Origin of the sequence: Paraburkholderia polaris (assembly GCF_012927345.1) — a bacterium.
Classification (GTDB): Bacteria; Pseudomonadota; Gammaproteobacteria; order Burkholderiales; family Burkholderiaceae; genus Paraburkholderia; species Paraburkholderia polaris.
On the sequence record NZ_JABBGJ010000029.1, the window covers coordinates 61,268 to 79,435 of the forward strand.

Below are 18,168 nucleotides of genomic sequence, written 5' to 3' on the forward strand. Positions count from 1 at the left end.
CCTGTGTTCGTCAAATTCGTCAATTATGTGCGGCCATATTTGCCGTGGAACGCCGCGTGCCGAGATCGTTCAGGGCAGCGCGCGCGTCACGTCGATTACGTGAGCCGCAGCGGTTCGATCATCAGTTTTTCTTCTTCGAGCCAGATCTGCACCGGCTTGCCGAGCACGTCGGCAGGCAGCGGCGTCTCAGTCGTACGGTAGATGCCCGCGATCGAGATCAGTTCCGGTTCGAGACACGTGCAGAAAATGCGCGCGTCGTGATTGCCCTGCACGCCGGCCAACGCCCGGCCGCGCAGCGGCGCATAAATATGGATGTTGCCTTCCGCGATCACTTCCGCGCCGTAGCTCACCAGACCCAGCACGACCAGATCGCCCTTTGCGTAGATGCGCTGGCCCGAGCGCAGCGGCTTGTCGACCACCATGGTTTGCGATGAGGTGGCGAGACGTACTGGCTCGGCGGCAGGCGCCGGCTCAACCGCGGCTGCAGTGGCCGGTGTGCCGTTTTCCGGCGGCGCGCCAGCGGGGGTGACGGCTGCGGCTGTGAACAGATCGGCCGACGTGGCCGTCGCAGCGGTCGGCACCGGTGCTGACGAAGAGGCACTGGCGCCCTCTTCGTCAGCGGACTTCGCGGCGCCGCCGCGGCGGTCGCGCGCTTCGAGCAACGGCAGCGCGGATTCGGCCGCCCACGCCTGCTGCGCGTTGGCGACAACGCCGACCGGACGCATGCGCACGCTGTCGAGCAGTTGCGCGATGTCGGCAAGCGGCACGCGTTCATTCTCGGCGAGACGGCGCACGTCGATCGCGACGACGTCGTTAGCGAAAAATTCGGGGGTCGCCTCGAAGCGCCGGGTCAGTTCGGCACGCATTGCGTCGAGATCGGTTGTCTTGACCACAAACAGGAGCGTGTCGACAGAGCCGCTGCGGAGTTCGAAAAAGGGCGATTTCTTGGGCGACATAGCGTTCGGCAAAAAATTTTGCGTATTTTACAGGCGTCCAGGCGGGGAGCGAGTTTTTTTGCCGGGAGAACGCGCCCCTGCGGCCTGAATACCCGTGACGTAGCCACGCCTCGGCCGTTCAGGCCGCGCTTAGGCCGGTTATTCGACCACGAACTCGGCCATGAACGCTGTAGCGACGCGGATGGGATTTGAGCGGCAGACTGACGCGCCGCTCGCGGGATCACTGCTGAAATACCTGCGACGTGGTCGGCACGTGGCGCACTAGCAGGCTTTCGGCCTGCTCGGGCGCGCGCACGACACGCCGATGCTCGCCGGTCGGACCGAAGCCGAGCGCCTCGTAAAAGCGCATCGCATTGCGGTTGGCGTCGGCAACCCACGCGTAGATTTCCATGGCGCCTTCGCCGGCGAGCCAGGCGCTGGCGGTATCGACCAGCAACTCGCCACCTCGCAGATGACGCACGGCCGGCGCCACCCACAACTCGCAGACGAACGCGCGGGGCGCCGCGGTGTCGTCGAAATAGGCTTCGATCAGCCCTGCCGGATGGCCCTCGGTATAGAGGATGAAAGTGGTGGCAATAAACGAAACAGCGTGTTCGGCGGCGGTGGCGTTGAACGTGGCGGCATCCGCCGACAACGCGTCCTCTAGCGTTTCGCCGAAGGCATAGGGCGCCTCCCGCAGCGACGCAGTACGGAGTTCGCGAAAAACGGCGCCCTGATCAGCGGCGATACGGCGAACGGTCAATGACGGACTCATGCAGACGAAAACCCCTTGAAACCCTAAGGCATAGCTTTAACCGAACCGGCGCGCGAGTCAAATCCTTATTTACTGGATCGGACCACAGCGGCGGCCCCTGGTGCGGGCGCCGCGCGCCAACTGCGCAGCAATTCGCGCCCGCACCGCCTTGATAGCCGGTTCGTCAGGCGCGCTGGCCGCTGCGTTCAAGGCGCTTCGTAATCTCCGGTGCCGTCCGGCCACGGCGTCAGCAGCTCGTAGCCTTCTTCGGTCACGGCGATCATGTGCTCCCATTGCGCCGACAGCGAACGGTCTTTGGTGACGACCGTCCAGCCGTCACGCTGCACAGCGGTGCCGGCGCGGCCCGCGTTGATCATCGGTTCGATCGTGAAGACCATACCCGGTTTCAGACGCACGCCCTGCCCCGGCTGACCGTAGTGCAACACTTGCGGGTCTTCGTGGTAGACACGGCCGATGCCGTGGCCGCAGTAGTCGCGCACGATCGAGAAGCCGTCGCGCTGCGCGACCTTCTGGATCGCGTAGCCGACGTCGCCCAGCGTAGCGCCAGGCTTGACCTCACGGATGCCGGCAAGCATCGCTTCGTAGGTCGTGTCGATTAGCTGGCGCGCCACCGTGCTCGGCTGGCCGACGCAATACATCCGGCTGGTGTCGCCGAAATAGCCATCTTTGATAATCGCGACGTCGATATTGATGATGTCGCCATCTTTCAGGATTTCGCTGCGGTTGGGAATGCCGTGGCACACCACCTGATTGACGGATGTGCAGACAGTCTTCGGAAATCCCAAATAACCGACATTTGCCGGAATCGTCTTTTGCGTATTGACAATGTAATCGTTGCACAGCGCGTCGAGCTCGTCGGTGGAGACACCGGCCTTGACGTGCTCGCCGATCATCGCCAGGACGTCGGCCGCGAGGCGGCCGGAAATGCGCAGCTTGGCGATGTCGTCGGGAGTCTTGTAGGTAATGGCCATGAATTCGGTCGAGGTGGGTCGATGTTGACGATCGGCCAATTGTACAGAGGATCGCCGGACGGCCTCCGCGAGCCGGGTCGAGCCTGCTCGCCGGATGCTTTTCCGCATCACGCCGACCGGCTTTCACGAAGCGGCAAAAAAGAGTCAGTCTGCCTCATGCTGCGAGCGCCCACATAAATCTTTTGCGAGGTTTGCATCTGGCAGCGCATTCGTTCCGTAAAGGTGGTTGAGGACTCGCTTCTTCTCCCCGCATCGTTTGGTTCTTCTCAGAAGAACCGGGCCCTCTTTTGCGTCCGCGATTTGCGCCGTTGCATCGCGTCGTAGCAGTTTTCAGCGCGTAGACGTTGCGAATCCGCGGCATTGGCAGCGAACCATCTGAGGAGCATAGCCATGTCGGAATCCACCACTAAATCAGCAGAACTTATCGATGTATTTGATCGCCGGGTTGAACGGCGCCTGCAACGCAGACAGTTTTTTCGCAACGCCGGCGGCCTAAGTTTAGGTTTGGTCGGCGGCACACTGATCAGTGCATGCGGTGGCGGTTCCGGATCGATCGCGTCAGCGCAGAGCGCGCCGACCGATGCGGAAATACTGAACTTCGCGCTGAATCTGGAGTACCTCGAATCGCAGTTTTACACGTATGCGACGACGGGTTCGGGCCTCGCGGCTAGCGTGACGGCCGGTGTGGGCACAATGGGCACGGTCATCCCAGGGCAGCAAGTGCCGTTCCAGGATCCGGTGGTTCAGGCCTATGCGAACGAGATCGCCAACGACGAGCGTGAGCACGTCAACTTCCTGCGCAGTGCGTTGGGCTCGGCGGCGGTCGCGATGCCCTCGATAGACATCGGCGGCACCAATCCGAACGGTGCGTTCTCGAATGCGGCGCGCGCAGCGGGACTCGTCGGCGCGGGTGTGGCGTTCAATCCGTATGCGAACGACAACAACTTCCTGCTCGGCGCGTTCATCTTCGAAGATGTGGGTGTGACGGCCTACAAGGGCGCCTCTCCGCTCATCAGCAACAAGACCTTCCTCGAAGCAGCTGCCGGCATTCTCGCGGCCGAGGCGTATCACGCAGGTCTCGTACGCACGGTGCTGTTTGCCAAAGGCGTCGACACGGCGAGTATCTACACCGCCGCCAACGCGATCTCCGCCGCACGCGACAGCCTCGACAACAACGGCCACGACGATCAGGGCATCACCGGCGCGACGCCGGGCTCATCGAACATCGTGCCGCTCGACAGCAACGGGCTCGCCTTCAGCCGCGGCTACGGCAACGTCCTCAACATCGTGTATCTGACGAGTTCGATGGCGACCAAGGGTGGCTTCTTCCCGAACGGCGTGAACGGTACGCTCAACATGAGCGCCTGAAGCACGCAACCTGCTGTGCCATTTGCACCGGCAACGGGTCGCCGCGATGACGATCGCGCTCACCCGTTGGCCAGCCTTCATCCGCATTGCCTTGAACGCTTGAAGACGGACAGGAGCAGTTATGAACGAAGCGATGAGTCAGGCCACCGTGCCGCAAACCCTCACCGAGCAGACCTGTTTCGACATCCGTGAGACGCTGGCGGGACGGCGCCGCGGCTTGCGGGCGATGCTGCCGTTCGTCGGACCAGCGGTGGTGGCCTCGATCGCGTATATGGACCCGGGCAACTTCGCCACCAATATCCAGGCGGGCGCCGGCTACGGCTATACGTTGCTGTGGGTCGTGGCCTTGGCGAACATCGTGGCCATGTTATTTCAGGCTTTGTCCGCCAAACTTGGACTCGTGACCGGCAGCAATCTCGCCGAATTATGCCGCTCGGCACTGCCGCGCCGTTGCGTGCTCGCGATGTGGGGCATCAGCGAAACCGCGGCGATGGCGACGGATCTCGCGGAATTCGTCGGCGGCGCGATCGGCGTTTCGTTGCTCACGCATCTACCGATGATGCCAAGCATGCTGATCACGGCCGCCGTCACCTACGGCTTGCTGCAGTTCGAGAAGCGCGGCTTCCGCCCACTCGAACTGGCGATCGCGGCGCTCGTCGGTGTGATCGGGCTGTCGTATCTCGGCGAGTTGCTGATTGCGCCGGTGCATTGGCCGTCGGTCGTCAAGCATACGTTCACGCCGAGCATGCCCGATAGCAATGCATTGACGATTTCCGTCGGCATTATCGGCGCAACGGTCATGCCGCATGTGCTGTTCCTCCATTCGGGACTCACGCAGAATCGCGTGAAGCCGCGCAATGAAGGTGAACGTGCCAAGCTGCTGCGCTTTTCGAATATCGAGGTGGTGGCTGCGCTCGGCGTCGCCGGGCTCATCAACATGGCGATGGTGATCATGGCGTCGAGCGCGTTTCATGCCGGCCACGCTGAGATCGCGAGCATCGAAACGGCATGGCGCACGCTGACGCCGCTGCTGGGTGGCGCTGCGGCGGGTCTCTTTCTTGCGGCATTGATCGCGTCCGGTGTATCGAGCTCGGTCGTCGGCACAATGGCCGGGCAGATGATCATGCAGGGCTTCGTCGGCTTTCACATCCCCGTTTGGGCGCGGCGGCTGATTACCATGGTGCCGGCCTTCGTCGTGGTGGCCTGCGGAGTGGATGCAACACGCGCGCTAGTGCTGAGCCAGGTGGTGCTAAGCATCGCGCTGCCGGTGCCGATGATCGCGCTGGTGTGGTTCACGTCGCGTGGGGATTTGATGGGCCGCTACAGGAATCGTCGCACGACGACGATTGCGGCGGTGGCCGGTACAGTCGTCGTGCTAGCCCTCAATATCGTTCTGCTGGTCCAGATCGCCGGCTTTTCGATGTAATCGCGCCTCACCCTCGCAAGGCAGCCGTCTGCATCCGGTTATCGGGTTGGCGCGTACATTGCTCGAACGCTTATTCTCGAACGATCTTCGACGGACCCGACTCTCATGCCTCGACACCTGTTCACCCTGACCGCAGCGCTGGCGCTCGCCGCCCTGGGCGGCTGTAGCGCCGCCAGCGTGCTCAATGCCGCCGTATCGCGCAAGAACTTCCAGGTCGAGGACGCCCGGGCGTACGGCAGCGCGCCGCGCCAGAAACTCGACGTCTACATGCCGACAGCAAGCCGTACACCGACAAGCGCTTCGCATGGCCGTCCCATCGTCGTGTTCTTCTACGGCGGCAGTTGGCAGAGCGGCTCGCGGGACAACTATCTGTTTGTCGGAGCTGCGCTAGCCTCGCGCGGCTTTATCGCCGTGGTGCCCGACTATCGGACGTGGCCGGAAACCGCCTTCCCGGGCTTTGTCGACGACGCCGCCGTGGCCGTGCGATGGACCCGCGATCACGCGGCCGAGTTCGGCGGCGACCCGTCACGAATCTTTCTGATGGGTCATTCAGCCGGCGCGCATATCGTGACGCTGCTGGCCACCGACGGCCGCTATCTCGCGGCGCAGCAGATGAGCAAGCATGATTTGAGCGGCGTGATCGGCCTTGCCGGTCCGTATGACTTTCTGCCGCTGAAGGATGCGACGCTCGAAGAGATTTTCCCGCCGGCATTGCGCGCGGCGAGCCAGCCGATCAACTTCGTCGGCGGCGACGAACCGCCGATGTTCCTCGCGGCGGGCAAGCAGGATACGACGGTCGATCCGGGCAATACCGACCGGTTCGCGGCCAGGCTGCACGCCGCCGGCGATACCGTCGAGGTGAAGCACTACCCAAGGATCGGGCACGCGCTGCTGGTCGGCGCCATCGCGGGGCCGTTGCGCGGCTTTGCGCCGGTACTCGACGATATGAGCGCGTTTATTGACGCACAAGCGAATCGTGAGGCGCAGCGCGATGATGATGCGCAATCGTTGGCCGCATCTTCCGGCACACCGGGTAACGTCTATCAGATGCGGCGGCGTGCAAAAGCGCAAGCCGTGCCATGCGCGGCTGCTTCGTCAGCATCAGCGGTGAATGTGGGTCCCGATTGCCACACGAAGAGCACCGTCGGACACAACGATTGAACGCAGAGGACGCGCTGCCCACCCTACGGCGTCGTGCCGAGCAACTGCTTGCGCAAAGTCGGCGCGCGCGTCGACGGGTCGAGCCAGATGCCGAAAAATGCGCGGGCGAATGCCGGATCGTCGAACTCGCCGGTCATGCGGTCGCCAGCATAAAAACGCACGCCCTTATCCGGCAAATAGACCGCACTTAGCTGGTCCCCGGGGCCGACGTCGACGAGCGCCTGCATCATATCCGCGCGCCAGCGTGCCAACGTATCCGCCGGAATCGGCGCGCTCGCAAGACGCTTGATCTCGCTCATGCCCGCGTCGACGAACCGCTCGCGCTTGATGCCGCGAGCGTAAGTGATGTGCAGCGCGAAGCGTTCGTCATAGTCGACCGGCACGCGTTCGCTCCACATCTGCGCGCGGTAAAGCTTGAAGCCGAACACCTTGAAGTCGCCCTCGCCCACGAGTTTCGCGGACTGCACGTCACCGCGCCAATCGGCGCAGGCGGCGGTCACCCACACCATCAGTACGATAGCCGCGAGCGCACGCATGTCAGTCCGCCGGGGACAGTACGAACTGCATCACGTCCGTGCGTCCTTCGTCGAACCCGGCTTCGCAGTACGCCAGATAGAGCCGCCACGTGCGCACGAAAGTTTCATCGAAGCCTTGCATCTGGATCGCATCGAGCTGAGCTTCAAACGCGCTACGCCAGCGGCGCAGTGTCTCGGCGTAATCGCGCCCAAATGCCAACGACGTGCGCGCCGCGAGCTTGCCACGCCGCGCCGCTTCGATGAAACGCTGCGGACTCGGCAACATGCCGCCCGGGAAAATGAATTCGCGGATGAAGTCACTGGTCGCCCGATAGGCCGCGAAATGCGAGTCGTCGATCGTGATCGTTTGCACGAGCGCGCGGGCGCCAGGCTGTAGGCGTTCGCGCAAGGTGCGGAAGTACCTCGGCCAGAATTTCTCGCCGACGGCCTCGAACATTTCGATTGATACGATGCCGTCGTACTGGCCAGTCAGCGCACGGTAGTCGCGTAGTTCAAGATGCACCATGCCGCTCAAGCCTGCTTCGCTCACGCGCTTCTGGGCGAATTCGAGCTGCGCGGGAGAGATCGTCACGCCGTGCACGTGGATGCCCTGGCGTGCCGCATGCATCGCAAAACCGCCCCATCCGCTGCCAATTTCCAGAATGCGCATGCCTTCGCGCAAACCCAGCGTATCGATGATGCGTTGATACTTCGCATGCTGTGCGTCTTCAAGCGATTGATAGAAATTGCCGTCGAACACCGCGCTTGAATAGGTGAATGTCGAGTCCAGCCACTGCGCGTAGAACGCGTTGCCGATATCGTAGTGCGCGTGAATATTGCGCTGGCTGCCCGAGCGTGTATTGGGCCTCAGTTTATGACGCAGCCCGTACCAGAGTTGCGCGAGCCAGCCGCCGTAGACTGTGCGTTGCAGCGCGCGTTCGTTGCGGATCGCAACGCGCAGCAAGGCGGCCAGATCGGGCGTCTCGACCCAGAAGGCGCGCCATGCGTCGGCAAAACCAATATCGCCTTTGCGCAGAATCGCGCCGCAGGCACGCCAATCGCGCAACTCCAGACGCGCACCCGGCACCGCGTGCGGGTCGCCGAACACGCGCTGCTGACCATCGGGCGTGATCAGCACCAGATGCCCAACCTGAATCCGTTCAAGCAGAGATAGAAACAGACGGCCCGACGCGGGGACGGTTCGATGCCCGCTCAGGGTTCTTGAAAGCGCCATGGATGAATCTCCTCAATCGGACGAAATGCGGCGCGCAGCGGCGGACGGTTGGCCGGCAGCGGTGTGGTCGGTGGGTGCGTCAGCGGTACGGCCCGGCGCGGGATTTTTGCCGTAGAACGGCGCTTTTTTGATGGCGAGGCGCAACGCCTGCCAATGAATTCTTGCGACGACGCCGACGGTCAGCAACGGCTGACGGATCAGCGCGGCGAGTGCTGTCGAGCGCGTTAAGGGCTTTAAACGGCCACCGAGCGCTGTTCGAATCAGAAGCCCGTCAGCGTCCGTGTAATCGATCGAGACCGACGCACGGTTCGGCGTCTCTCTGACGCGAAATTCGTAGCGCCCCTCGACGCGGCAAAACGGCGACACGTGCAGCACTTTGCGGCATTTGAGTTCCGTTTTAGCGGTGATCGGTGCGTTCCCCGCAGCGCTCAGCAGATAGCTGTGGCGATCGCCGAAGGTGTTGCGCACTTCGGCCAATAGCGCACGCAGATGACCGTCGCGGTCGTGGCAAAACCAGAAACTGACCGGATTGAACGCGTAGCCGAACACACGCGGGAATGCTTGCAGCCAGATCTTGCCGTCCGCCTCTTCCAGACCCGCCGCGGATAGTTGCGCGCGCATCCATGTGGCGAGATCGCTGCCATCGCGCGGACCATGATCGCGCTGGTACAAGCTCAGCGGACGCCAGCGATCGACGCCGAACCATCCGCTATCGAGCGACATCAGACGATCCAGATCGCAGCGCACGTAAAACACCGGATACGTGAAGCGGTGATGCTTCGGCCGCAGACGCTCGTGCATCACCTGCCCCGTCAAAAGCCAGCCGGCCGGATCGACGTTGGCTTTGATGCTGGCCGGATTCATAGCTTGGCCCATGTCGGCGACGCGTTGAAATCGGCGGCGACACGCAGCGCCGATTTCAGACCGTCTTCGTGAAAACCGTAGCCCGTCCATGCGCCCGCGAACCAGGTGCGGCGCTTGCCTTGCAGCGACGGCAGACGGTGCTGCGCATCGATGGCGGCCAGATCGAACAGCGGATGGTCGTAGACGAAACGGCGCAGCTCAGTGCCTGGCGCGGGTTGCGCCACCGGATTGAGCGTGACGACGAGCGGCGTCCTGAACGGCAGCGGCTGGAGTTGGTTGACCAGATAGCTGACGCACACCGGATGCGTGCCGTCGACCGCGTGGCTCCCCAGGTAATTCCACGCCGACCACACGCGCTGACGGCGCGGCAGCAGATTCGTATCCGTATGCAGCACGGCGACGTTGGGCTGGTAGCGCACGGCGCCCAGCACGCTGCGCTCGTCCTGATCGGCGTCGTTGTCCAGCAGCCGCAGCGAGGTCGGCGCGTGGGTGGCGAGCACCAGCGCGTCGAAACGCTCCGTGCCCGTGTCCGTGAACACATCGACGCCGTCGGCATCGCGCCGTACGCCTCTAACCGCAGTACCGATGCGGACGTCATCGAGCGTGCCGACGATGCGGCGCACATATTCGCGCCCGCCTCCGACGACCGTCTTCCACTGTGGCCGCCGATTCACCTGAAGCAGCGCGTGGTTCAGGCAGAAACGCAGGAACGTGGTGGCCGGGAAGGCCAGGATATCGGCGGTCGCGCTCGACCAGATCGCCGCGGCCATCGGCAGCAGGTAATGGCGCTGGAACGCGCGGCCATAGCCACCCGCCGTCAGCAGCTCGCCCATCGACGCGCGCGTTTCTATCGCGAGCTCCAGATTGCTTTGCGCGCTGCCGTTGAAACGCACGATGTCGCGCAGCATGCCGAGGAAGGTCGGCGAGAACAGGTTGCGACGTTGCGCGAACACCGTGTTCAGGCTGGTGCCGGCCCATTCGAGGCGGCCTTCGTCGAGCGAGACCGAGAAGGTCATGTCGCTCGGGTGCGACTCAACACCCAATTCGGCGAACAGCGCGATCAGATTCGGATAGGTGCGGTCGTTGAAAACGAGGAAGCCCGTGTCGACGGGATGCGTGTGGCCTTCGAGCGTGACGTCCACGGTGTTGGTGTGGCCGCCGGCATAGCCGGCCGATTCGAAGAGGGTGACTTGATGGTTGCGCGCCAACAGGTAGGCGCTGGCTAAACCCGAAATACCGGCGCCGATGACCGCGACCCGCGAGCCGCGCGGTAGTGGAGAGGTCGGTGCGGGATGGGTCATGGGCGCGTCTCCTGGTCTTGGGGGCGCGCGGTCGGTTAGTTGGGTCTGGCGGGGGTTGCGCGTCCTTGAGGGGATTTACGCAGCGAGGGCTGAAATGGATGCAAAGGTGACGGACTTGAGGCGTGAGGAAATTGCTGATCTGCCTGGGTGGTTGATCCCCAGTTGGATGCAGTGATTTATACTTTTGGGTGCCGCCTAGACAAGGGTGGCCGGGTTTGACAGCCTGAATCACACCTACCCCGCACATGGCCGCGCGACGCGGCTCAATCATGTAACGGGAGCGTTTTATGTTTTCTTCAAATACCCCTTCTTCTTTCTCCCAACCCCGTACGCGCGATGAGTTCATCGAACGCCTGCTCGACGCAGCGGCTAGTGCGGGGGATTTCTATGTGCAGCAGTTCGGACGGCTGGCGGCGATTGCGCAGTCGATTCGGATTGGTGGGTGGTCGGTTGAGGACAATGAACAGCTGATCGAGGCGCTCGAAGGCATCGCCTGTCAGTCGGAGCAGCGAGCGCTAATTGATGTGGAATTGTATCGGGGGATGCTCGCCGGCAAATTGATGGCGCGACCGGCGAGGAACCAAATCGACCAGTTTGATGTTTGCGGCCTACACCCGGCCAACGATACAAAGCATTGAATACGATAGCGGTGCTACCCAGCCCCGGGCGTTTGCTCAGCTAACCAAAAAGTGAAATGGTTACGGCAGGCGCACACCCGCCGCAGCCGCTAACATTTCGGTAACGGCAGGCGCGTGACCTCATGCGCCGCGCTCGCTCATCTTCCATGTCCGCCGTGGCCGCCGAAGTAGCCACCAATGCCGATGCCGACATCGACGGTCGGCCCCGCGTAATATCCAGGCGCATACCCGTAGTAGCCTGGGCCAGATTGATACGCGGGTGCAGGCTGAGGTCCGTAACCAGAACCGTATGGCGGAGCGACGAGACAGCCTGCAAGGCCGGCTGAGAGTGCGAAGATACAGAATAGTCGGATCATGATGGTCCTCCTGATAAAAGTTGGAGGGACCGGCGACGGCGTTCGTTCACGCCGGTGCGTGGCAGCGCATTCCTGCCCTGCTCACTTCAGATCGTCGCACCAGGCGGGTTGTGCCGTCTGTACGGTGGGAACCCATGATTGGAAGCATTAACAGTTGCTTACCTTCAGCGCGGATCATTCCGGCAGATGGCGCCCAGTGACAGAACTTGCCCCCAAGGACGCAAGCGCTTGGTCAGCGGACAAACTTGCTTGCCCTGTGGACACAAATGGGTTGATAACCCCCTGCCGATTCGCGACTAGTCCCATGGTGGGCATGGCGCAAACTGCCATCTAAAATCTAAGCATGGCCGTGACTTCTATGGAGGGACGCCATGTCTGACTTAACGTTGGCGATTTTGATAGGGATCATCGTGGTTGTGTGCGGCGCGGGGATCTGGGCCGCATCCGAGAACCGGGAGAGACTAAGCCACTGGTTCCAAGAACATCATCTTCGGGACTTGATGCACCGCAAGCATTGATGGCTCGCCCAAAGGACACTTTAATGTTCGGCGGGTTCTTCGGCGGGCAGAAACGAAAACAGGCCCCGAAGGGCCTGTTTTCTAAATTTGGCGGAAAGGGTGAGATTCGAACTCACGGTACCCCTAAAGGTACACTGGATTTCGAGTCCAGCGCATTCGACCACTCTGCCACCTTTCCGGGTCTTCCGACTCGCAGCAACGAAACTGCTTAGTTGCTGGCGAATCAGATCCAAGCGGGTCGTTGCTTGGGAGAGAAAGATTATAGAACAGCTGAATCCGATTTCCAAGCCCCTCGACCAAAAAATTTCGAAGGGGCTTGGCAAGCGGTAGCGGCATTAGCCGCGCATCAGCCTGACACCAATCAAGCCGCCGGCACTTCCAGCCGTTCCACCCCACCGAGGTACGGACGCAACGCCGCCGGCACCGTCACCGAACCATCCGCGTTCTGGAAGTTCTCGAGCACAGCCACGAGCGTGCGGCCAACCGCCAATCCCGAACCGTTCAGCGTATGCACCAGCTCCGGCTTGCCTTGCGCATTGCGGAAGCGCGCCTGCATCCGGCGAGCCTGGAACGACTCCGTATTCGAGCAGCTCGAAATCTCACGATATGTATTCTGCGCAGGCACCCACACTTCCAGGTCATACGTCTTGGCAGCCGAGAAACCCATATCGCCCGTGCACAGCGTAATCACGCGGTACGGCAGTTCAAGCTTCTGCAGAATCGCCTCAGCGTGGCCGACCATCTGCTCTAGCGCGTCATACGACGCTTCCGGCGCGACGATCTGCACCATCTCGACCTTGTCGAACTGATGCTGGCGGATAAGACCGCGCGTATCGCGGCCATACGAGCCCGCTTCCGAGCGGAAGCACGGCGAATGCGCGGTCAGCTTGATCGGCAACGCGTCCGCTTCGACGATGCTGTCGCGCACCGTGTTCGTCAGCGAGATTTCCGATGTCGAAATCAGATACTGCGTGACCGTGTTCTCGTCACCGCCCTTCTCGACGCGGAACATGTCGTCGGCGAATTTCGGCAGTTGGCCCGTTCCGTACAGAATCTCCGGATTCACGATGTACGGCGTGTACACCTCGGTGTAGCCGTGATGCTGAGTGTGCGTGTCAATCATGAACTGCGCCAGCGCACGATGCAGCCGCGCAATCTGGCCGCGCAGCAACGTGAAACGCGCGCCCGACAGTTTCGCGCCGGTCTCGAAATCGAGGCCGAGCGGCGTACCAACGTCGACGTGATCCTTCACCTCGAAATCGAACTGACGCGGCGTGCCCCAGCGGCGCACTTCGACGTTCTCGGTTTCGTCCTTGCCTGCGGGCACGCTTTCGTGCGGAAGGTTCGGCACGCCGAGCAGCAGGTCGGACAAACGCTTCTGGATATCGTCGAGCCTGGCCGCCGACGCCTTCATCTCGTCGCCGATACCGCCCACTTCGGCCATCAGCGCCGAGGTGTCCTCGCCCCGCCCTTTCATCCCGCCGATCTGCTTCGACAGGGTGTTGCGGCGCGCCTGCATCTCTTCGGTACGGGTCTGGGTGTCGCGGCGTTCCGCTTCGAGGGCGGTAAAGGCCGCCACGTCGAGGGTATAGCCGCGGTCGGCGAGGCGCTTGGCGACGCCGTCGAGGTCTTTGCGCAGCAGCTGGATGTCGAGCATGGGATGGGGCGGGTGTTCGTTATATGAAGCTGGGATTTTAGCGCACCGGCGCGGGCGGCCGGTGCGTTAGATGGTCAAGGCGTGCGGAATGGCGGCAAGGCGCGAGAAACGATGCGCGGTGGGCACTGGCCGAGGCGCGAGAACGGCGCCAACCGACGCGCAAAACGAGGCGCTCGGCGAGCCGCAAAAGCTTACCCCTTCTTCGGCTTGTTCTCGCTGCGCCACTGCGCATCAAGTTGGGCCAGGCGCGCCATCTTGTCGCCGATCTTGCCTTCAAGACCGCGCGGCGTCGGCTCGTACCAGTGCGGATCACGCATGTTGTCCGGCAGATAAGTCTCGCCGGCCGCGTAGGCATCGGGTTCGTCGTGCGCGTAGCGATATTCGTGACCGTAGCCGAGTTCCTTCATCAGCTTGGTCGGCGCATTACGCAGATGCACCGGCACGCCGCGCGACTGGTCCTTGCTCACGAACCGCCGGGCCTCGTTGTACGCGTTATATCCAGCGTTCGACTTCGGCGCGACCGCCAGATAGATGATCGCCTGCGCCAGCGCCAGTTCGCCCTCGGGCGTACCGAGGCGCTCATAGGTTTCGGACGCGTCGAGCGCGATGCGGGCCGCGCGCGGGTCGGCGAGACCGATGTCTTCCCACGCCATCCGCACGATACGGCGCGCGAGATAACGGGGGTCCGCGCCGCCGTCGAGCATGCGGCAGAACCAGTAGAGCGCGCCGTCCGGGCTGCTGCCGCGCACCGATTTATGCAGCGCGCTGATCTGGTCGTAGAATGCGTCGCCGCCTTTGTCGAAACGGCGCAGGTTCTCGGCAAGCGCACTGCCGAGCAAGGCGCCGTCGATTTCGGTGCTCTTCTGCTGGGCCGCGGCGCGCGCGACGATTTCCAGATTGTTCAGCAGCTTGCGGCCGTCGCCATCGGCGGAACCGATCAGGGCGTCGCGGGCTTCGTCGGTGAACGTCAGACCGCCGAGTTCTTTCTGCGCGCGGTCGAGCAGTTCGCGTTGTTCTTCGTCGGTGAGGCTTTTCAGCACGTAGACAGCGGCTCGCGAGAGCAACGCGCTATTCACCTCGAACGATGGATTCTCGGTCGTCGCGCCGACGAACACGAACAGCCCGGACTCGACGTGCGGCAAGAACGCGTCCTGCTGGCTCTTGTTGAAGCGATGCACTTCGTCGACGAACACAAGCGTCTGATGCCCGTTCGCGCGATGAATCTGCGCCGTCTCAACAGCTTCGCGAATATCCTTCACGCCCGACAGCACCGCGGACAGCGCGATGAACTCGGCATGAAACGCATCGGCCATGAGCCGCGCGAGCGTGGTTTTGCCGACGCCGGGCGGCCCCCACAGGATCATCGAATGGGCTTCGCCGGATTCGAAGGCGACCCGCAGCGGCTTGTTCGGGCCAAGCAGGTGCTTCTGGCCGATCACTTCGTCGATATTGCGGGGCCGCAGGCGTTCGGCGAGCGGAACATTGGCACGGGGTTCTTCAAACATGACGTTTTGGGGATAATCTCGGCTTTTCCGGACGCGGTCCGTGTGAAGGCGGCGTACTGCCGGTGAGCCACGCCAGCACGCAGGAGTGCGGGCAACGTCCCGCATTATGACAGTGACGGCGCCTGGACGACGACCGCGCGGCGGATCGAAGCGATTCGGCTAGCCACACTTGCGCAAGATTCCATCGATGAAAACCGCAAAACAGCAGGCAAGTTAACGGATAACGGGGTGAATAACTGAGCGGGCCATGTCGCAGGCAAAATCGCACGCAAATGAGCGGCCCGATTAGCCAGTAATCTCGCCGACAGCCTGACAGGCTAATATCGCGCGCGGATTGGCCGGCAACGCCGGCGTCGCACGCGAACGTGCAAGCAACACCAACAGGGACAAGATTAGATGGCACAAGATCCACTCGTCGGCGACGCCGGCTCCACCTACGCACCGCTCACGCCGGTGCCCGACGCGCGCCGCGCGTTCCGCACCGGCGACGCTTTCGCGCTCTGGTTCTCGCTCGGCATCGGCCTCCTGGTCGCGCAAGCGGGCGCACTACTGGTGCCGGGGCTGTCGCTGCCGCATGCGTTGCTGGCGATCGTGATCGGCAGTGTGATCGGCGTCGTATTGCTGGCACTGGCCGGTGTGATCGGCACGGACACAGGCCTCGCGGCCATGTCGTCACTGCGGCCGACGCTCGGCGTGCGCGGCGCCTCAGTGCCGGCGGTGCTGAACGCGGTGCAACTGGTCGGCTGGGGCTCGTTCGAGGTGATCGTGATGCGCGATTCCGCCGATGCGCTCGCCAAGCAGGCCTTCGGTTTCTCGATGCCGCTGATCTGGACCGTGGTCTTCGGCTTGCTCGCAACGCTGCTGGCCATCAGCGGCCCGCTGTCTTTCGTGCGGCGTTTTCTGCGCACATGGGGTATCTGGCTGCTGCTGGCGGGCGCCGCGTGGCTTTCGTGGAATCTGCTGGCCAAACACGACCTGGCTGCGCTGATGCGCCGTCCGGGCACCGGCGAGATGTCGTTCGGCGGCGCAATCGATCTGGTGGTCGCGATGCCGCTCTCGTGGCTGCCGCTGATCGCCGACTACACGCGTTTCGGCCGACGCCCCGGCGAAACCTTCCGCGGCACGCTGCTCGGCTATGGTATTGCGAACATCTGGTTTTACGCGCTCGGCGCGATCTACGGCCTCGCGGCAGGCGGTGGCGACGCGCTGCTGACCGGCGCGCTGGCTCAAGCGGGCGGCGGCCTCGCCCTGTTGCTGATCCTGATCGACGAAGTGGACAACGCGTTCGCCGATATCCACTCGGCAGCGGTCTCGACCGGCACGTTCTGGACGCGCGGCAGTGTGCCGTTGTTGTCGGCGGCATTCGGCGCGCTGTGCACGGCGATCGCCTTGCTCGTGCCGATGGCTAAGTATCAGAACTTCCTGCTGTTGATCGGCTCGGTGTTCGCGCCGCTGTTCGGCGTGGTGCTGGTGGATCACTTCATCGTGCGCAAGCGTCGCATTGAAGCCGCCGTGCTCGGTGATGTGCGCGGCCGTTATGGCTTCTCGGGTGGCTGGCATCTGAGCGCGTTCGCGTCGTGGGCGATCGGGATCGTGTCGTATCAGGCGATCAATCAATGGCTGCCGAATCTCGGCGCGACGTTGCCCGCGTTGGTGATCGGCGCGGTGTGTTATCTGGCGCTGGTGTCGGCTCGGAAGACTGCTTACGCTTGAGTCGCCCAAGCATCATCGCAATACAGAAAAGGCCTGCAAATGCGGGCCTTTTCTCTTCATACGTCATCAACCTGAATCAGCAAAACGCGCAGTTCAACCCGCAGTTCAACGCGTCGAAGCCCGATACTCGACGCCCGGCAACACGCACAGCAATTCGAATGCGAGATTCGCGCCGAGCAACGCGGTCGTGCCGAACGGATCGTACGGCGGCGCCACTTCAACCAGATCGCAGCCGACGATGTTCAGCCCATGCGAGCCGCGAATGATTTCCAGCGCCTGCGGCACCGTCAACCCGGCGATTTCCGGCGTGCCCGTACCCGGCGCGAAGGCCGGATCGATACCGTCGATATCGAACGTGATGTACACCGGACCGTCGCCCATGCGTTCACGCACGCGCGCCATCAGCGGCCCCAGCGACTGGTTCCAGCACGCCTCGGCCTGCACGACTTCAAAGCCCTGATCGCGGCACCAGTCGAAATCTTCAGCCGCGTACCCCGTGCCACGCAGACCGATCTGCACGACGCGGTCGCAGTCGAGCAAGCCCTCTTCCACCGCGCGACGGAACGGCGTGCCGTGCGCGATCTTCTCGCCCATCATCGTGTCGTTGACGTCGGCGTGAGCATCCACGTGAATCAGACCGACCTTGCCGTGCTTGCGATGAATCGCGCGCAGGATCGGCAGCGCAATCGTGTGGTCGCCGCCCAACGTGATTGGCTTGCAGTTGTGCTGGAGAATTTCGTCGTAGGCGGTTTCGATGCGCTTGATCGAATCGTGCAGGTTGTACGGATTGATCGCGACGTCGCCGAGATCGGCCACGCGCAGCGAATCGAACGGCGCGGCGCGCGTCGCCATGTTGTATGGGCGCAGCAGCACCGATTCGCTGCGGATCTGGCGCGGTCCGAAGCGCGCGCCGGTGCGGTTCGAGGTGCCGAGATCGAACGGCACGCCGACGAAGCAGGCGTCGAACCCTTCGGCCGAGCCGACGTTCGGCAGCCGCATCATCGTCGCAATGCCGCCGCAGCGGGGCATTGCGTTGCCGGACAGCGGTTGCGGCCGTTCACCGGCCTCGGGGGAAATGAAGGAGGAAGTATTCATCGTGTCTCGGCAATGAAAAGAGGGCAGTAAGCAAAACCGTGCAACCGGCCGAGGAGTGAGTAAAAAGCGCACCTTGCCGGGCGAATCTCGATTCTTGAGCAGTTTCCCTCAAGTTAAAATACGAACAGAATAAACT

16 protein-coding genes and 1 tRNA gene are annotated in these 18,168 nt (G+C 62.8%); 5 read left to right on the forward strand and 12 right to left on the reverse strand.

Annotation, left to right across the window (positions count from 1 at the left end):
• Window positions 1–95: 95 nt before the first annotated feature.
• The 3 genes from minC to map all read right to left on the reverse strand — a co-directional run bounded on the left by minC (window position 96) and on the right by map (window position 2,681).
• Window positions 96–956: a septum site-determining protein MinC gene (gene minC / locus HHL24_RS25490; RefSeq protein WP_169488122.1), complete on the reverse strand. Its 861-nt coding sequence runs from the start codon at window positions 954–956 to the stop codon at window positions 96–98.
• A 220-nt stretch (window positions 957–1,176) separates the two neighbouring features.
• Entirely contained in the window at window positions 1,177–1,710 is a 534-nt protein-coding gene (locus HHL24_RS25495) for a GNAT family N-acetyltransferase (protein WP_169488123.1), read from the reverse strand.
• Window positions 1,711–1,895: 185 nt separating this feature from the next.
• Complete coding sequence (gene map, locus HHL24_RS25500; RefSeq protein ID WP_169488124.1) at window positions 1,896–2,681, reverse strand: type I methionyl aminopeptidase; 786 nt, start codon at window positions 2,679–2,681, stop codon at window positions 1,896–1,898.
• Window positions 2,682–3,071: 390 nt separating this feature from the next.
• Here map and HHL24_RS25505 point away from each other — a divergent pair, with 390 nt between their 5' ends.
• The 3 genes from HHL24_RS25505 (at window position 3,072) to HHL24_RS25515 (ending at window position 6,636) form a co-directional block, all read left to right on the forward strand.
• Entirely contained in the window at window positions 3,072–4,049 is a 978-nt protein-coding gene (locus tag HHL24_RS25505) for a ferritin-like domain-containing protein (RefSeq protein WP_169488125.1), read from the forward strand.
• A 121-nt stretch (window positions 4,050–4,170) separates the two neighbouring features.
• Window positions 4,171–5,475, forward strand: a complete 1,305-nt coding sequence (locus tag HHL24_RS25510) for an Nramp family divalent metal transporter (protein WP_169488126.1) — start codon at window positions 4,171–4,173, stop codon at window positions 5,473–5,475.
• A 105-nt stretch (window positions 5,476–5,580) separates the two neighbouring features.
• On the forward strand, window positions 5,581–6,636 hold the full coding sequence (locus tag HHL24_RS25515; RefSeq protein ID WP_169488127.1) for an alpha/beta hydrolase: 1,056 nt from the start codon (window positions 5,581–5,583) through the stop codon (window positions 6,634–6,636).
• Window positions 6,637–6,659: 23 nt separating this feature from the next.
• Here the strand turns inward: HHL24_RS25515 and HHL24_RS25520 are convergent, their stop codons facing one another.
• Genes HHL24_RS25520 through HHL24_RS25535 form a run of 4 tightly spaced genes read right to left on the reverse strand, consistent with a single transcriptional unit; the run spans window position 6,660 to window position 10,550 of the window.
• A complete protein-coding gene (locus tag HHL24_RS25520; protein ID WP_169488128.1) occupies window positions 6,660–7,172 on the reverse strand; it encodes a chalcone isomerase family protein in 513 nt (170 codons plus the stop codon).
• 1 nt (window position 7,173) lies between these two features.
• Window positions 7,174–8,385, reverse strand: a complete 1,212-nt coding sequence (locus HHL24_RS25525; protein WP_169488129.1) for an SAM-dependent methyltransferase — start codon at window positions 8,383–8,385, stop codon at window positions 7,174–7,176.
• A gap of 12 nt (window positions 8,386–8,397) precedes the next feature.
• Window positions 8,398–9,261 carry a DUF1365 domain-containing protein gene (locus tag HHL24_RS25530; RefSeq protein ID WP_230417564.1) on the reverse strand — a complete coding sequence of 288 codons (864 nt, stop codon included), beginning with the start codon at window positions 9,259–9,261 and terminating at the stop codon, window positions 8,398–8,400.
• The gene (locus tag HHL24_RS25535) at window positions 9,246–10,550 is read right to left on the reverse strand and encodes an NAD(P)/FAD-dependent oxidoreductase (protein ID WP_169488130.1); all 1,305 of its coding nucleotides are present in this window, start codon (window positions 10,548–10,550) and stop codon (window positions 9,246–9,248) included. The genes HHL24_RS25530 and HHL24_RS25535 overlap by 16 nt, the downstream gene beginning before the upstream one ends.
• A gap of 287 nt (window positions 10,551–10,837) precedes the next feature.
• On the opposite strand from HHL24_RS25535, the gene HHL24_RS25540 reads away from it, so the two are divergent.
• The gene (locus HHL24_RS25540) at window positions 10,838–11,188 is read left to right on the forward strand and encodes a hypothetical protein (protein WP_169488131.1); all 351 of its coding nucleotides are present in this window, start codon (window positions 10,838–10,840) and stop codon (window positions 11,186–11,188) included.
• A 137-nt stretch (window positions 11,189–11,325) separates the two neighbouring features.
• On the opposite strand, the gene HHL24_RS25545 is transcribed toward HHL24_RS25540, so the two are convergent.
• From HHL24_RS25545 to HHL24_RS25560, 4 genes are all read right to left on the reverse strand, one after another.
• Window positions 11,326–11,544 (reverse strand): hypothetical protein, encoded by a 219-nt coding sequence (locus HHL24_RS25545; RefSeq protein WP_169488132.1) that lies wholly within the window; start codon window positions 11,542–11,544, stop codon window positions 11,326–11,328.
• 606 nt (window positions 11,545–12,150) lie between these two features.
• Window positions 12,151–12,240 (reverse strand) — tRNA-Ser (locus HHL24_RS25550).
• Between the two features lie 183 nt (window positions 12,241–12,423).
• Entirely contained in the window at window positions 12,424–13,719 is a 1,296-nt protein-coding gene (gene serS / locus HHL24_RS25555; RefSeq protein ID WP_169488133.1) for a serine--tRNA ligase, read from the reverse strand.
• Window positions 13,720–13,910: 191 nt separating this feature from the next.
• Window positions 13,911–15,224: a replication-associated recombination protein A gene (locus HHL24_RS25560; RefSeq protein WP_169488134.1), complete on the reverse strand. Its 1,314-nt coding sequence runs from the start codon at window positions 15,222–15,224 to the stop codon at window positions 13,911–13,913.
• Between the two features lie 396 nt (window positions 15,225–15,620).
• Here HHL24_RS25560 and cytX point away from each other — a divergent pair, with 396 nt between their 5' ends.
• Window positions 15,621–16,937 (forward strand): putative hydroxymethylpyrimidine transporter CytX, encoded by a 1,317-nt coding sequence (gene cytX / locus HHL24_RS25565; protein ID WP_169488135.1) that lies wholly within the window; start codon window positions 15,621–15,623, stop codon window positions 16,935–16,937.
• A gap of 105 nt (window positions 16,938–17,042) precedes the next feature.
• Here the strand turns inward: cytX and speB are convergent, their stop codons facing one another.
• Window positions 17,043–18,032 carry an agmatinase gene (speB, locus tag HHL24_RS25570; RefSeq protein ID WP_169488136.1) on the reverse strand — a complete coding sequence of 330 codons (990 nt, stop codon included), beginning with the start codon at window positions 18,030–18,032 and terminating at the stop codon, window positions 17,043–17,045.
• Window positions 18,033–18,168: the final 136 nt, after the last annotated feature.

Bases quoted from the DNA above. Each gene is read 5' to 3' on its own strand.
- minC (WP_169488122.1), bottom strand. From the start codon at position 956: ATGTCGCCCAAGAAATCGCCCTTTTTCGAACTCCGCAGCGGCTCTGTC.
- HHL24_RS25545 (WP_169488132.1), bottom strand. From the start codon at position 11,544: ATGATCCGACTATTCTGTATCTTCGCACTCTCAGCCGGCCTTGCAGGC.
- HHL24_RS25520 (WP_169488128.1), bottom strand. From the start codon at position 7,172: ATGCGTGCGCTCGCGGCTATCGTACTGATGGTGTGGGTGACCGCCGCC.
- serS (WP_169488133.1), bottom strand. From the start codon at position 13,719: ATGCTCGACATCCAGCTGCTGCGCAAAGACCTCGACGGCGTCGCCAAG.
- HHL24_RS25505 (WP_169488125.1), top strand. From the start codon at position 3,072: ATGTCGGAATCCACCACTAAATCAGCAGAACTTATCGATGTATTTGAT.
- speB (WP_169488136.1), bottom strand. From the start codon at position 18,032: ATGAATACTTCCTCCTTCATTTCCCCCGAGGCCGGTGAACGGCCGCAA.
- map (WP_169488124.1), bottom strand. From the start codon at position 2,681: ATGGCCATTACCTACAAGACTCCCGACGACATCGCCAAGCTGCGCATT.
- HHL24_RS25540 (WP_169488131.1), top strand. From the start codon at position 10,838: ATGTTTTCTTCAAATACCCCTTCTTCTTTCTCCCAACCCCGTACGCGC.
- HHL24_RS25535 (WP_169488130.1), bottom strand. From the start codon at position 10,550: ATGACCCATCCCGCACCGACCTCTCCACTACCGCGCGGCTCGCGGGTC.
- HHL24_RS25525 (WP_169488129.1), bottom strand. From the start codon at position 8,385: ATGGCGCTTTCAAGAACCCTGAGCGGGCATCGAACCGTCCCCGCGTCG.
- cytX (WP_169488135.1), top strand. From the start codon at position 15,621: ATGGCACAAGATCCACTCGTCGGCGACGCCGGCTCCACCTACGCACCG.
- HHL24_RS25495 (WP_169488123.1), bottom strand. From the start codon at position 1,710: ATGAGTCCGTCATTGACCGTTCGCCGTATCGCCGCTGATCAGGGCGCC.
- HHL24_RS25530 (WP_230417564.1), bottom strand. From the start codon at position 9,261: ATGGGCCAAGCTATGAATCCGGCCAGCATCAAAGCCAACGTCGATCCG.
- HHL24_RS25515 (WP_169488127.1), top strand. From the start codon at position 5,581: ATGCCTCGACACCTGTTCACCCTGACCGCAGCGCTGGCGCTCGCCGCC.
- HHL24_RS25560 (WP_169488134.1), bottom strand. From the start codon at position 15,224: ATGTTTGAAGAACCCCGTGCCAATGTTCCGCTCGCCGAACGCCTGCGG.
- HHL24_RS25510 (WP_169488126.1), top strand. From the start codon at position 4,171: ATGAACGAAGCGATGAGTCAGGCCACCGTGCCGCAAACCCTCACCGAG.